A 13,494-nucleotide genomic window follows, 5' to 3' on the forward strand; every position below is an offset into this window, starting at 1 on the left:
GCAGAAAGTAGGGGACCCAAAAATGCGTTATCCACGTAGGAATACTCCTTACTATCTCTAATCTGCTGCACTCTCTGGAATTACACCATGACTCCCTGTCGTATCAGATGTATTAGAAGCTTGAGAAGTGTTTGAAACTTTAGAGTCTTTTTTAACATTTGCGTTAAATTTAGCAACGGTTTTAGGATCCCACTGCTTCTTCAACTCATCCACCGCTGTATCACTCGCAATCTCCCACGCGTTTTTATCCTTAACCTGAGCACGATTACGGGCATCAGGATTTTCCCATGGATGCTTTGCCATATATTCGTCCCTGTCCTTACGCAGAATTTCATTCTGTAAAGGAGCTGTAGCTACAGACTGAGGAATATCGACCATACGATTTAGCCCTTCGGATGCCGTATTCTTAAGGGTAGCGGAACCCCAGCGCTGCAATTTGCTCCCCTCTTTTGCATTACGGACTATGGGGAACTTTGTGTAATCGGTGCTATCAAGCTTCATTTTAGGGATTGTCTTGATGCCAGATCCGAGTCCTTTCATTGTGCCTCCGGTTGCAGCACTCAGCATCATGCCACGCACACTCCAGTCGTCCCCGGCATTCTTACTGTAGTCGTAGGCTCCTTCAATAGCTCCCGATGCCATGTCGCCGACGATTTCGCCTCCTTCTTTCCCCAAGAACGTTGTATGATCTTTGATATATTCTTTTTTCAAGATATCTGGATTTTTTGATTTGATACTATCAATGGTTTTATTTGCCCATCGACCCGGTGCTTTATTCGCCAAGAAACGATATCCCTGAACCTTCTGGGCAACCTGTCCTTTCTCCCAGAGGAAACCTCCACGACCCACCGAAAGGATCTTTGTTGCGGCACCGGTGGCTCCACCCACTATACCGCCGATGAGAGCGTCTTTTCCGACAGCGCCCCAATCGATACCCCCGTCGGCACCGACCTTATCTACTGCCGATGCTGCAGCGGAAGCTGCACCCGCGATCGCGCCCAACGCAATTACCGCCACCGGACCTGTAAAGGCTACTGCAGCTACAGTAGCCACTATAGCTACGAAGTTAAAGGCAGCCTTCGCCCAGAACCTCTCCCCCGCATGCTCCAAATACTTATCGTATTCCTCAATCGACACGGGCCGCGTGCCCCAGGGATCCATGAGACCCACGGGGTTATTGCCCACGAAGGAATACGAGTCTGCAAACCAACCGGTACCTGGGACCGATTCAAGCGGGTCGAGCGAGAGGAAATGCTTCGATGCAGCATCGAAGGTACGCACACCCATGACGTCCAGACCAGCAACGTTTACACTCCCGGCACCCGAGAAGGCGAAGCCTTGAGGAAGAAGAGACTCCACCACGGAAGGCACCTTTCCCCAGGGTTCCTGCTGTGAGGGAGTTCCCACGCCCCACGGGTTAAACCCGCCCGGAACGCTCACCTGCGAGAACCCACCGTCATGACCGGGTGCAGGAACAGAACCGGCACCCAAAACTTGAGGAATCGGTGCGGTTGGGTCCCAGAGCAAAGGCACGGATCGACCGTCAAGCCCCGTCACCTGAGCAAGCTCACCCACGGCATCTGTCACCAGGCGCACATGAGAGTGCGCTTCCGTCGAGTGCCCCGCCTCGGCAGTATCCGTAACGGCGGCAAGAGAATCCCACACGCCCCACGAGTACTCACGTGTTCGGTGGTTGCCCTGGCTTGTTGTTACCGTCTCTTGGGAACGGCGCCCTGCGGCATCGTAACCGTAAGTTGTAACCGTTTCCAGAGGATTATCCTCGCCCACATTCTCGCGCGCGATAATCTCAACAAGTTGATTGAGCTCGTTATACCTAAACGTACGTTCACCCAGCAAAACGCGCTCAGAGTCCTGCCGTTCATTCTCCTGGGTTCCAGACTCGGCGGGGCGGCGGTACAGACGTTCACGAACCATGAGCCCGGCATCGAAAGTCCATTCAAACTCCCGTTCACCCTGGCGAGCGCCCGTCAGCTGCCCAGCGGCATCATAGGAATACATAACCAGGGAGTTTTCGGTATCGAGCCCGATAATCCGGCCTTCACGGTCACGGATAATTTCAGTCCGTTCCGTATGAGGGGCATGTTCCGCGTCTTTCCCACTATGGTGAGGCGCGGTGCGGGTGTAAGAAGACACCAAACCAGAATCGCTGTCAAACTCCCAGGTGGAAAGGGTATCACCCAGCTGAGCACCTTCTGACGGTTCTCTTGCTCTAGACGGGCAAGCTCCTTATATTTCTGAAGTTCGTTGGCGGCATCGGAGAGCGCATCGCCCAGCCGTTTTCCATCGCGAAGAGCAGTTTCCGTGTTGTGCGAGAAAAGATCCGCGTATGGTCCGGCAAATTCGGTCATCGCTTGATCGCGAGCGCCTGAACGCTGGGTGGAGTCCGTGGTGTGCAAATATTCGGAGGCTTCACGCAGCTGACGCATCAGCTGGTCTGCTCTGCCGTTATCGAAGTGCACGTCTTCTTTTGAAGCTTCATATTTCTCAGACATCAGGAACTCCCCCGGAAGTGTGTAGTTTCAGATGGTGTGATGCTCACGAGCGCACTCTGCCCACGCCGAAGCAGATGGGTAATGCGCTGTGCGCCTCTTTAACTGAGGCTTGATCAGGCATGACATCTTCCGTATAAGCAGCGATCACTGGTGTATCCGCGCTCTAGTTCCTTGAACGCATTCACATTTCATGGACTACGGAAGTTTCAATCAAGGCTATCTACTTTAATGTTGAAGGTCAAGGATATTTGGGGGCATTCTTGAACGTGTTTCATCGTGTGTATACAGTTATGGTGCCCTCTAGTACACCACCTACACAAAGAGCTTTGATCGCGAATAAAGCGGGATTACCAACGCTTTATTCACGATCAAAGCTACTTTGCATTCCAAGGAATGGATGCCCCAACCGGATATTCTCTGAGCACCAGAACCTAGCGGTATCCAGCACCCCGCGCAGAAAAGGAAGAAAGGCTACAACAGCCCCTTATCCTTGAGCCAGTTTGCCGCTGCCGTGGATGGGTCCAGTTTCTTATCGCCGGATACCTCGTCATTGAGCGAGCGTAAATCATCGGTCGTCAACACCGCACTAATGCGGTTCAGCACCGCATGCGCATCTTCGGGAACCCGTTTGGTATTGATAATAGGGAGTACCTGCTGCGCCGGAATCATGTTTTTCGGGTCTTCGAGCATCACAAAATTGTTCTGCGTAATTGCCGGGGTGGTCGAGTACAAATCTACAACCTGCACGGTGTCATCCTGTAGGGCTTTGACGGTGAGTGCCCCTCCCCCGTCCGCAAGCGAGACGAATTCCGCCGGAACGCACCCGTATTTATCTTTGAGCCCCGGAATTCCATAGGCGCGTTCGGCAAATTCGGGAGCGGCACCAATCTTCAACTCGGTACAGACCTTCGCTAAATCATCTAGAGAGCGCAAATTGTATTTTTGGGCGGTCAGCTGGGTAACGACTAAGGTATCTTTATTTTCCGCCTGCGAGGCATCCAGTGCCTTGAGGTTGTCCTGAAGTACCCCGCCGAGCGCCTGCAGAATCTCTTGTTTAGTCTGCGCCGTGGAATTCTCGTCAAGATACAGCAGCAGGTTGCCCGAGTATTCGGGAACCACGTCGATAGCCCCGGAGGTGAGCGCCCCCAGGTAGGCTTCACGCGCGCCAATCCCCAGCTGGGTGCTCGATTTAAACCCGTTTTTATTTAGCGCTTGGGAGTATATTTCGGCGAGAATCTGCGACTCTGCGAACGCTGCTGACCCCACAATAATACCGTCGTGCTCACCGCCGAAAACGTTTTCGCCGCTCAGCCCGCAGGCGCTCAACGCTCCTAACGTCCCAAGGGCGCCAACGACACCGAGTGCCCGCCGCCTGGTAACGCCGCGTGCCATTCCAGTCTCCGCTGTTTCACGGTATTTCTTGCTCTTTCCGGAAAGAAAAGAACGATCGTTCGTGTTTCGGCGATGCACCAGGCTCATGCGTGCGCCCCTTCCGTGTGCGAGTTTGCCGCATCCAGTGCGTTCTCGTGTTTCGGTTGCCCATGACGTTTGGATGCTCCTCCACCCCGCAAGGGCACGGGGGTCACGGCTCGCTGCGCTAGGGCCATAATCGCATCCACCACGAAGGCGAGCACAGCTACCAGCAGGGTTGCCACGAGCATACGCGGATAGTCCCGCACCGCGAGCCCATCAAAAAGGTACCGGCCCAGGTTATTGCCATTAATGTAGGCGGCAATAGTCGCGGTCGCGATCACCTGCAGCACCGCGCTGCGCAGACCGCCCATAAACACCGGAAGGCCCAGAGGAATCTCAACCCGGCGAAGAATCTGCCCTTCGGTCATGCCTTGGGCGCGTGCCGCATCCACCACATCCGGATCAATCCCGGTCACGGCTTCGAGGGTATGCGCCAGCAGGGGCGCCACCGCGATAATCACGAGCACTGCGAGCGGGGGAATCGCGTTAACACCAAACCAGAGAGCAAGCAGGGTCAGCAAACCCAGGGCGGGCAGAGCGCGCAAAGCGGCGGTAAACCCCAGCAGAGCGTGCCCGCCGCGGCGTGTATGCCCAGCCCACAGCCCCAAAGGCACGGCAATCACCAGGGCAATCGCAACCGCAAACATGGTGATGCCCAGATGCTCGACGGTGCGCGCAAAAATGCCCTGAGGCCCTTGCCAGTTGGCGCCATCACCCAGAAAAGCGAAGGTGCGTTCTATAACATTCATGCGGTCCTCCAGGCGGTCAGGCGCCGTGCCGTGAGGGCAAGAAGCGCGTCGGCGAGGTAGGCGAGGACGGCGCTGAGCACCACGCCCGTGATAAGTTCGGCGGGTATACTACGCGCTAGTCCGTCGGTAAAAAGCGTGCCGAGCGAAGAAACACCAATAACCGCACCCACGGATACCATCGCAATATTTGCCACCGTCGCCACGCGGATACCGGCAAAAAGCACGGGTAAAGCGAGTGGTAATTCCACCGTGAAAAATGCACGAGCCGGGGTGTATCCCAGGGCGCGCGATGACTCCACCACATGCTCGGGAACCGCATTAAAAGCATCTACCCCGGAACGCACCATCAGCGCCATCGTGTAGATCGTAAGCGCCACAAGCACGTTCACCGGCGAAATAATGCTGGTCCCCAGAATCAGCGGCATGAGTACGAAGAACGCGATCGACGGGATTGTGTAGAGCAACCCGAAGCCGTGCACTAGGGCGTGTGCACCACTCCGGTAGGTTTTCGCGCCGTCTTCCCGCGCGCGGCGTCGGCTCGCATACCGCGCCACCGGAATCGACAGAGCGGTTCCCACAAGTACCGGAATAATGCCCTGGTACAGGTGATTGAGGGTCAAATCAAGGACGCGCTGGATGTTATTTCCCAACCAGTCCCAGTGCATCGAATCTGCCAGCAACAGGTTCATACTATCCCCACCCAGAGGTCGATGCGGCGCCCTCGCCCGATACTGCGGCTTCGCGTGTGCGGCGGTAGCGTTCGCGGCGAATATACCGCACCTGGCGCATCACATCGGCAGGCAGCAAGGCACCCACGGACTGGCTAACGAAAGATTCCACAAAATCATTAGCGGGATTCGTCAGGATCTCTTCGGGGGCGCCATATTGGGCGAGCTTGCCGCCGGGGGCGAAGACCGCAATATTATCGCCGAGGAATAGAGCCTCATCAATATCGTGGGTTACGAAAACAATGGTCTTATGCAGCTCGCCCTGCAGGCGCAAAAGTTCTTCCTGCAGTTCGGTGCGCACGATCGGATCGACCGCAGAAAATGGCTCGTCCATGAGCAAAATAGAGGCATCCGCCGCGAGCGCCCGCGCGACTCCCACGCGCTGTGCCTGCCCGCCGGAAAGCTGAGCCGGGTAGCGCTGCGCTAGGGACGCATCCAAACCCACGGTGCCCAGAAGGTCAAGAGCGCGTTCTTTCGCTTGCGGTTTGGGGGTGCCGTTCAACAGGGGCACGGTCATAACGTTCTCAAGCACGGTACGATGCGGCAGCAGCCCGCCGCTTTGCATGACGTACCCGATGGATCGGCGCAGCTTGTAAGGGTCTTGGTCTGCAATATTTTGCCCGCCGATGGTGATCGTGCCTTCCTGTGGCTCTACCATGCGGTTGATCATGCGCAGGGTGGTGGTTTTACCGCATCCTGAGGAACCGACGAAAACGGTGGTTTCACCGGCGGGGATGCTCAGAGTCAGGTTATTGACCACGGTGTTAGCGCCGTAGCGTTTGGTGACTTGGGAGAATTCGATTCCCGCAGTGCGTGTTGCCTGCGCGGAGTTCGACGGTATGGTTTCTTGGGGAGTGGATGCTGGCATTCGATCTCTTCCGTATGCGCCGGTTTTGCCGCCGTGTGTACAGACGTTGTGCAAATAACACAACGTCTCCACCCTAACGGAAATTCCAGGAAATTGAAACGAACCGGCGTGTTTACCAGCCTGTTTGGCGTAGTCCTCTTCTCTTTCGGCGCAAAAGGAGCCTTTTAGGATGAGACGTATTTTCGCCGTTTCGTTCAGATAAAGAACCTTGTGAGCAGAGAGGTAAAGGGCACGGGCCCATGTACGAGGGCGGTCATCAGACTATAGGGTGCGTGGACTGGGAGCAGCCCGTGCTTAAAGAAAAATCCGCCCCCACTGTAGAAGCCTGGAGGGCGGATTGTGGCTCCGACCGGCGTCGATCCGGTGACCTTACGATTTTCAGTCGCACGCTCTACCAACTGAGCTACAGAGCCTTGCGCATCGAAGCAGATACGCAACGACCGCGTCTTCGTGATGAATTTCTTCACCTGAATCACGCGGCCAGAGCGACCCCGACGGGACTTGAACCCGCGACCTCCGCCGTGACAGGGCGGCGCGCTAACCAACTGCGCTACGGGGCCTTGTTGGATTCGGCAGGGGTATAATCTGCTTCTTCAACATGGCTTTGCAAATCTGAAGATTTGCAAGTACCCCCAACGGGATTTGAACCCGTGCTACCGCCGTGAAAGGGCGGCGTCCTAGGCCGCTAGACGATGGGGGCCCAGTCGATGCGAACGGGTTCTTTTCATCCCGTCGTTCGAACCTCAACTAGTCTATGACAGATTTTTAAGCCGTGCAAGCCGGATTCTTCAAAAACTTCTTCATACCCGCCGCACTCCCCCTTCTAAGATACCCTGCTCACCTATATATTTACTAGTCAGAACGTATTTTATAGTCACCAGAAATTTCTCAAAATTTTTCTGAACAACCCCCGCAAACAGCACGAAATGACCGGGTAAACGCCGCGCATCCCCTACACAGGTTCAACAAAAAGGCGTAGAATATGCCGCGCGCACGCGCACACCATGATTTTGATACAAGAAATCCCCGCCGGTTTCGGACTGTGCCGAAAACCCAACGGGGATTCTGCATTGCGGCTCATATACCGCAGAAAATCACTGCGTACAGCTATTACTCGCCGCGTGAAATACGAATCATCTCATCACGGTCAACAACCTTCACACGCTCACGCGGCTCACCCTTCGCATCCTGTGATGCCGCACCAAGCGCCTTTTCGTGATCGTCCAGACGGTGCCAGCCTTCCCAGGTGGTGTAGCGAATACCCTTAGAGTCCAGGTAATCGCTGAAGGTGTCAGCATCCGGTTCGGGAGCGGTGTACAGGTTCTCGCGGTCCTCCAACAGGTGGGTGATGGTTTCAAGTGCATCGCCCTTTGTGGAGCCAATCAGACCCACCGGTCCGCGCTTAATCCACCCGGTAGCGTACAGGCCGGGCACGTGCTCGCCGTTTTCATCGACCACACGGCCCTCAACGTTAGTAATCACGCCCTTATCAACGTCATAGCCAACCTCAGGCAGCTCAGATCCGAAGTAACCGATCGCGCGGTACACGGCCTGCACGGGGTAGTCCACGAACTCGCCGGTGCCCTCAATACCGCCCTTACCATCAAGCCTATTGCGTTCCATGCGGATGCCCACAACCTTGCCGTCCTCACCCAGAATCTCGTGCGGGGACTGCAGGAAGTGCAGATGCAGACGGCGCGATGCGGTCTGCCCGCCCTCCTCCTGGTCGGTAAGCCAGGTGGTGAGGGTCTTCATCATGGTCTTAACCTGGTTATTCGTCTGAATAGCTTCATCCGAAGCCTCGTCGAACTCGAAGTCCTCTTCGTAGAGCACAATATCGACATCGCGGGAATGAGAGAGCTCGCGCAGCTCCAAGGGGGTGAACTTGATCTGCGCGGGGCCGCGGCGACCAAAGACGTGCACATCGGTCACGGGCGAAGATTTCAGCCCCTCGTACACATTCTCGGGAATTTCGGTGACGAGCAGATCATCGGCGTGCTTAGAGAGCACACGCGCAATATCCAGCGCCACGTTGCCGTTACCAAGCACCGCGATTTCCTTCGCATTCAGCGGCCAGGTGCGCGGGTAATCGGGGTGACCGTCATACCACGAGACGAAATCGGCAGCACCATAGGAACCATCCAGGTCGATACCCTCAATAGGCAGGGGCGCATCGTAAATAGCACCGGTCGCAAAAATAATGGCGTCATAATGCTCGCGCAGATCGGCAAGGTTCAAATCCTTACCGTATTCGACATTGCCGAAGAATCGAATATCACCGCGGTCAAGTACCTTGTGCAGGGCGGTGATAATGCCCTTAATGCGCGGGTGATCGGGCGCCACACCGTAGCGAATGAGCCCAAAGGGCGCGGGGTAACGATCAAAAATGTCGATAGAAACCTCAACGGTTCCAGAGCGTACTTCCTCAGATTTGGTGAGCAGATCGGCGGCGTAGATGCCCGCGGGACCCGCACCGATAACGGCAACGCGCAACGGGCGTGCAGCTTCAGACACGTATTTTTCCTTTCAAAGTTCACCCATAGGGCGAGCTTAGCCTTAACATCCTTGCTTATTTTAGCGGTCATGCCTGAGCAAACGCAGGAAACATGAGCTGAACCACTCAAAAGACACATTTTTCATGTTTTTATCCCAGGTTTTGAGGTCTCATCATAAATATTCCTGTCATGACTTCGGAATATGTGTGCGAGCACAAAAGTCGTCACCTGCGTTACGAGAGCACACTAAAAGTTCAGGATGTTCATAGCGAGCGCCTAAGGGTACGTCACCACTAGGCGATGCGGGTCCCCTTGTTAAGCGAAGCATGAGCATCCTGAACTTTATAACGGGCATCAGCTAAGCCGCAGCGACTTTACGGCTCTCAACGGGGTATTCCGCATCCGGTTCGCCGGTGAGGCGGTTGCAGCGCAACCCGAAAGTCTATAGAACACCACATAAAGCCACAAAAACCCTAATATTTATTTTCTCCTGACCTGTATATTTGCAAGGTAAAGTTTCTCAAAATATTTTTCCGTCATAAAACGCAATAAAACCCACTGATACAGTCTCGGTGAGTTTTATTAGCCCGCGAGCAGGTGGCTTTTGGCACGAACAGGTAGGAAAATCCTACCTTTTCGGCGAAATCCTACCTGCTCGCAGAATGAATACAGGGGTTAGACCGCGTGGAATTCCACGACTAGTTCTTCGCGCTCGCCAAAACGCACAAGGTGACGCTCCAGCACGCCTGCAAGGCTCTGTGCTTTCTCGTCGTCTTCGGCACGAACCTCCATGATGAGCGCATGGTTCGCATCATCGGCTACCAGATCGCCATACCCACGAAAGATACCGTCACGATTAAAGATTAAGCGCAATCCACCAGGAATTTCCTCGGTACTAATTTTGCGACCCATATGTGAGCCAAGCTGTTTAATATAACGTGCCGGGCGGTCGGTACTGACCGTGGAACGCTGACGAACGGGCAGAGATTCTGCGGCTGGATACTCACTCATAACAACCTTCTTCATGCTTCAGGATGCGCGCCCAGCGCCAATTCCCAGGCGGCACATATCATCCTTAGGTAATCCTTATCTTAGCAGTGTTGTGAGCGTGTGCCGATGGGGTTTCGCCTACAGCGCGGGTGGTGCCCCCACGGAAAACTTACCGCCTAAAAGCGACCATCATGCGCAGACGCAAAGAAGTAGCCTTTTACGGGTTACTCCCCCTAGAATGTTGTAGTAACAAGAGCGTCACGCCCCACGGCTGGCGCTTTTCTTATGCGCATCCCCAACCGGCGGTTGCGCGCCCTACGAGAGTATCTACGGATTTTCACGAATGTCTTCTGAGAACACCGCGGCTCCCCAGACGCCTAAACCCAGCAGTTCGGGCGGCACACTGGACCGTTACTTCAACATTACCGAGCGTGGCTCAACTATCAGCACCGAAATTCGCGGCGGTTTAGCGACCTTCTTCGCCATGAGTTATATTGTGGTGCTCAACCCGCTTATTCTCGGCCTCACGCCCGATTCATCCGGACGTTCCCTCGGCGTGCCGCAGGTTGCCGCCATGACCGCGCTTGTTGCAGGCGTGATGACCATTCTTCTAGGCGTTTACGCCAAACACCCCTTCGCTATGGCGGCGGGACTGGGCGTGAACGCACTATTGGCGACTACGATAGCCACGACTCCTAACCTCACCTGGCCGCAGATTATGGGGTTGGTCGTGTGGGCGGGCGTGCTCATGACCGCCCTCGTGCTGACCGGTTTCCGCACCGCCGTTTTCGACGCCGTGCCCGAAAGCCTGAAAACCGCAATCGTGGTGGGTATCGGGCTCTTTATCGCCTTTGTTGGGCTGGTGAACGCCGGAATTATTCGCCGTGCAGAGACCGGCTCAACCCCTGTCGTGTTCGGTGTTCACGGGCATCTGCTCGGCTGGCCCACTCTCGTGTTTATTGTGGGGTTGTTCCTGACCATTATTCTGTATGTTCGTCAGGTGCGCGGCGCTATTCTCTACGGCATGCTCGCATCCACGGCACTTTCGCTTATTCTGGAGGCGGTCGCCCCCTCCGGCAGCGTGCAGGCTAACCCGCTTGGCTGGTCGCTCAATGTACCCACCTGGGACGGCAGCGGTTTTGGTCTGCCCGATTTTTCGCTTCTATTCTCCGCAGATCTTTTCGGTGCCTTCAGTTCTTTGGGTGCAATGGCCTCAATTCTGCTGGTGTTTACCATCCTCATTTCGGCGTTTTTCGATGTGATGGGCTCCATCATGGGTATGGCAGTCGAAGCCGGTTCTATCGATGAAGACGGCAAGATCGAAGACATCGACCGTCTGCTTCTGGTAGATGCGCTGGGCGCGGTCGCCGGTGGCGGCACCTCAACCTCAACCAACCAGGTATTCGTGGAGTCGGCAACCGGTATTGGCGCGGGTGCCCGCACAGGTCTGGCAAATGTGGTGACAGGTGTGCTCTTCCTGGGCGCTATTTTCCTCTCTCCCCTGGTGACGATTGTCCCCTTTGAGGCGGTCGCCCCCGCAATGGTGTTCGTCGGGTTCCTGATGGTGCGCCAGGCGGTTAATGTTGATTGGAGCGATCTTGCCCTGGGAATTTCGGCCTTCTTGACGATCGTCATCATGCCGCTGTCGTATTCGATTGCGCACGGTATTGGTGCCGGGTTTATTTCGTACACGGTTATCCGTGTGGCGACCGGTCGCGGACGCGAGGTGCACTGGCTCATGTACCTGGTTTCGGCGGTGTTTGCGGTGCATTTCGGAATGGGTCTGATTGAGGGGTGGATGCGTTAGAGCATCTTTCTCTCTCCCCCTCCCATCGTAAAAAGAGCCTTGATCGTGAAAACTTTAGTCACGATCAAGGCTCTTTTTATCACCCATTTTTACCCCTAAAGGCGGATATACATCCCCGCACCCCGCTAAAGACCTGAGAATTTCCTGTCAGTAGCGCATTGAGGGTTAAACGTCATAGAATAATGTGGTAACAAAAGCGTCACACCCACCATAAGGGTTGGGCGCTTTTCTTATTGCGGCGCAAACCCGCGCACGCATCCTACGAGAGTATCTACGGATTTTCACGAATGTCTTCTGAGAACACCGCGGCTCCCCAGGCACACAAGCCCAACGCATCGGGCGGCGCACTGGACCGTTACTTCAAAATCACTGAACGAGGCTCATCTATTTCAGCCGAGATTCGTGGCGGTCTCGCCGCGTTCTTCGCTATGAGTTACATCGTCGTCCTCAACCCCCTGGTGATCGGCACCGGCGCAGACTCGGCGGGAAATACCCTTGGCGTGCCGCAGGTCGCCGCGGTCACCGCACTCGTCGCCGGCGTGATGACTATCCTCATGGGCGTTATTGCTAAGCAGCCTTTCGCGATGGCGGCGGGACTGGGTGTCAACGCGCTGCTGGCATCCACGATCGCAACCACCCCCGGGCTGACGTGGGCAGATATTATGGGCTTGGTGATTATCGCCGGTCTTATTATGACCGTGCTGGTCCTCACCGGCTTCCGCACCGCCGTATTCGAGGCGGTCCCCGAGAGCCTCAAAACCGCAATTGTGGCGGGAATCGGCTTCTTTATCGCCTTTATCGGACTGGTTGATTCCGGGATTATCCGCCGCATGCCGGATGCCGCAGGAACTACCGTTCCCGTCTCGTTCGGCGTGGGTGGTCACCTACTTGGCTGGCCTACTCTCGTGTTTATTTTCGGTCTTTTCCTCACCATCGCCTTGTTTATTCGCAATGTGCGCGGCGCTATCCTCATTGGCGTGGTGGCATCTACCGCGCTGTCTATCATCCTAGAGGCCGTTTTCCATATCGGCAGCGGCAAAGGAAACCCGACCGGCTGGTCGCTCAACGTTCCCGCGCTCAATAATTTTTCCTTCTCAGCCCCCGATTTCTCGCTTATCGGGTCTGCACGATTCGGCGCGTTCGGCGCTATCGGCGTGCTGGGCGCATCCCTGCTGGTGTTCGCTATTCTGCTCTCGGTCTTCTTTGACGCCATGGGTGTTTCGGTGGGCTTAGCAACCGAAGCGGGCACCATCGATAAGGACGGCAAGGTCGAGAACATTAACGAGGTGCTGCTCGTGGATGCGGTCGGTTCCGTGGTCGGCGGCGGCGCATCCGGCTCTGCGAACCAGATTTTTGTGGAGTCGGCAACCGGTATTGGTGAGGGTGCCCGCACGGGTCTGGCGAATATCGTAACCGGCGTGCTGTTTCTGGTGGCGATTATCGCCTCGCCGCTGGTGACGATCGTTCCCTTTGAGGCGGTCGCCCCCGCTCTGGTGGTTGTTGGGTTCCTGATGGTGCGCCAGGCTGTTCATATCGACTGGCAAGACTGGGGTCTGGGTATCCCCGCGTTCATGACCATTATTTTCATGCCGCTGTCGTACTCGATCGCTAACGGTATTGGTGCGGGGTTCGTCTCCTACGCCTTCATCCGCCTGGTGCAGGGTCGCGGGCGCGAGGTGCACTGGCTCATGTACGTGGTGTCGGCGGTGTTCGTTATCTACTTCGGCATGGGTATTATCAACGGTCTCACGCACTAGCGTTGGCTGAAATCCCGGGTATATATCGGGTGTAAAAAGGCTCTTTTTGAAGAGAAGCGGCGGAAAACTACGCTTTATTCAAAAAGAGCCTTTTTATACACCTATGGGGGGGGT

At 55.6% G+C, this 13,494-nt stretch carries 10 protein-coding genes and 3 tRNA genes; 2 read left to right on the forward strand and 11 right to left on the reverse strand.

Going from position 1 to position 13,494, the window contains the following annotated elements; genetic code table 11:
- Nucleotides 1–57: 57 nt before the first annotated feature.
- The 11 genes from HMPREF2756_RS06115 to HMPREF2756_RS06165 all read right to left on the reverse strand — a co-directional run bounded on the left by HMPREF2756_RS06115 (nt 58) and on the right by HMPREF2756_RS06165 (nt 9,837).
- Nucleotides 58–2,019, reverse strand: a complete 1,962-nt coding sequence (locus tag HMPREF2756_RS06115; protein WP_070619359.1) for an RHS repeat domain-containing protein — start codon at nt 2,017–2,019, stop codon at nt 58–60.
- A complete protein-coding gene (locus HMPREF2756_RS06120) occupies nt 1,989–2,513 on the reverse strand; it encodes a hypothetical protein (RefSeq protein ID WP_070619362.1) in 525 nt (174 codons plus the stop codon). The genes HMPREF2756_RS06115 and HMPREF2756_RS06120 overlap by 31 nt, the downstream gene beginning before the upstream one ends.
- 471 nt (nt 2,514–2,984) lie before the next feature.
- Complete coding sequence (locus HMPREF2756_RS06125; protein ID WP_210393536.1) at nt 2,985–3,905, reverse strand: ABC transporter substrate-binding protein; 921 nt, start codon at nt 3,903–3,905, stop codon at nt 2,985–2,987.
- An 83-nt stretch (nt 3,906–3,988) separates the two neighbouring features.
- Nucleotides 3,989–4,735, reverse strand: coding sequence for an ABC transporter permease (locus tag HMPREF2756_RS06130; RefSeq protein ID WP_070619368.1), 747 nt, complete (start codon nt 4,733–4,735; stop codon nt 3,989–3,991).
- On the reverse strand, nt 4,732–5,424 hold the full coding sequence (locus HMPREF2756_RS06135) for an ABC transporter permease (protein ID WP_006888470.1): 693 nt from the start codon (nt 5,422–5,424) through the stop codon (nt 4,732–4,734). Before HMPREF2756_RS06135 ends, HMPREF2756_RS06130 begins: the two co-directional genes overlap by 4 nt.
- Nucleotide 5,425: 1 nt before the next feature.
- Nucleotides 5,426–6,331 (reverse strand): ABC transporter ATP-binding protein, encoded by a 906-nt coding sequence (locus tag HMPREF2756_RS06140; RefSeq protein ID WP_006888562.1) that lies wholly within the window; start codon nt 6,329–6,331, stop codon nt 5,426–5,428.
- 340 nt (nt 6,332–6,671) lie between these two features.
- A tRNA-Phe gene (locus HMPREF2756_RS06145) sits at nt 6,672–6,744 on the reverse strand.
- A 73-nt stretch (nt 6,745–6,817) separates the two neighbouring features.
- Nucleotides 6,818–6,891, reverse strand: a tRNA-Asp gene (locus tag HMPREF2756_RS06150).
- A 67-nt stretch (nt 6,892–6,958) separates the two neighbouring features.
- Nucleotides 6,959–7,031 (reverse strand) — tRNA-Glu (locus HMPREF2756_RS06155).
- Between the two features lie 410 nt (nt 7,032–7,441).
- Nucleotides 7,442–8,845: an FAD-dependent oxidoreductase gene (locus tag HMPREF2756_RS06160; protein ID WP_070619371.1), complete on the reverse strand. Its 1,404-nt coding sequence runs from the start codon at nt 8,843–8,845 to the stop codon at nt 7,442–7,444.
- 656 nt (nt 8,846–9,501) lie between these two features.
- The gene (locus tag HMPREF2756_RS06165) at nt 9,502–9,837 is read right to left on the reverse strand and encodes a DUF2218 domain-containing protein (protein WP_048780084.1); all 336 of its coding nucleotides are present in this window, start codon (nt 9,835–9,837) and stop codon (nt 9,502–9,504) included.
- A gap of 322 nt (nt 9,838–10,159) precedes the next feature.
- Between HMPREF2756_RS06165 and HMPREF2756_RS06170 the strand changes: the two genes are divergently transcribed.
- Both HMPREF2756_RS06170 and HMPREF2756_RS06175 read left to right on the forward strand, forming a co-directional pair.
- Entirely contained in the window at nt 10,160–11,623 is a 1,464-nt protein-coding gene (locus tag HMPREF2756_RS06170; RefSeq protein WP_070619373.1) for an NCS2 family permease, read from the forward strand.
- Nucleotides 11,624–11,910: 287 nt separating this feature from the next.
- Complete coding sequence (locus HMPREF2756_RS06175) at nt 11,911–13,380, forward strand: NCS2 family permease (protein ID WP_004006503.1); 1,470 nt, start codon at nt 11,911–11,913, stop codon at nt 13,378–13,380.
- Nucleotides 13,381–13,494 lie beyond the last annotated feature (114 nt).

Origin of the sequence: Rothia sp. HMSC067H10 (assembly GCF_001810635.1) — a bacterium.
GTDB lineage: Bacteria > Actinomycetota > Actinomycetes > Actinomycetales > Micrococcaceae > Rothia > Rothia dentocariosa.

What these genes read in the sequence shown, in the direction of transcription:
- HMPREF2756_RS06175 (WP_004006503.1), top strand. Translation starts at nt 11,911, where the DNA reads ATGTCTTCTGAGAACACCGCGGCTCCCCAGGCACACAAGCCCAACGCA.
- HMPREF2756_RS06115 (WP_070619359.1), bottom strand. Translation starts at nt 2,019, where the DNA reads ATGTATTCCTATGATGCCGCTGGGCAGCTGACGGGCGCTCGCCAGGGT.
- HMPREF2756_RS06170 (WP_070619373.1), top strand. Translation starts at nt 10,160, where the DNA reads ATGTCTTCTGAGAACACCGCGGCTCCCCAGACGCCTAAACCCAGCAGT.
- HMPREF2756_RS06125 (WP_210393536.1), bottom strand. Translation starts at nt 3,905, where the DNA reads ATGGCACGCGGCGTTACCAGGCGGCGGGCACTCGGTGTCGTTGGCGCC.
- HMPREF2756_RS06140 (WP_006888562.1), bottom strand. Translation starts at nt 6,331, where the DNA reads ATGCCAGCATCCACTCCCCAAGAAACCATACCGTCGAACTCCGCGCAG.
- HMPREF2756_RS06120 (WP_070619362.1), bottom strand. Translation starts at nt 2,513, where the DNA reads ATGTCTGAGAAATATGAAGCTTCAAAAGAAGACGTGCACTTCGATAAC.
- HMPREF2756_RS06165 (WP_048780084.1), bottom strand. Translation starts at nt 9,837, where the DNA reads ATGAGTGAGTATCCAGCCGCAGAATCTCTGCCCGTTCGTCAGCGTTCC.
- HMPREF2756_RS06135 (WP_006888470.1), bottom strand. Translation starts at nt 5,424, where the DNA reads ATGAACCTGTTGCTGGCAGATTCGATGCACTGGGACTGGTTGGGAAAT.
- HMPREF2756_RS06130 (WP_070619368.1), bottom strand. Translation starts at nt 4,735, where the DNA reads ATGAATGTTATAGAACGCACCTTCGCTTTTCTGGGTGATGGCGCCAAC.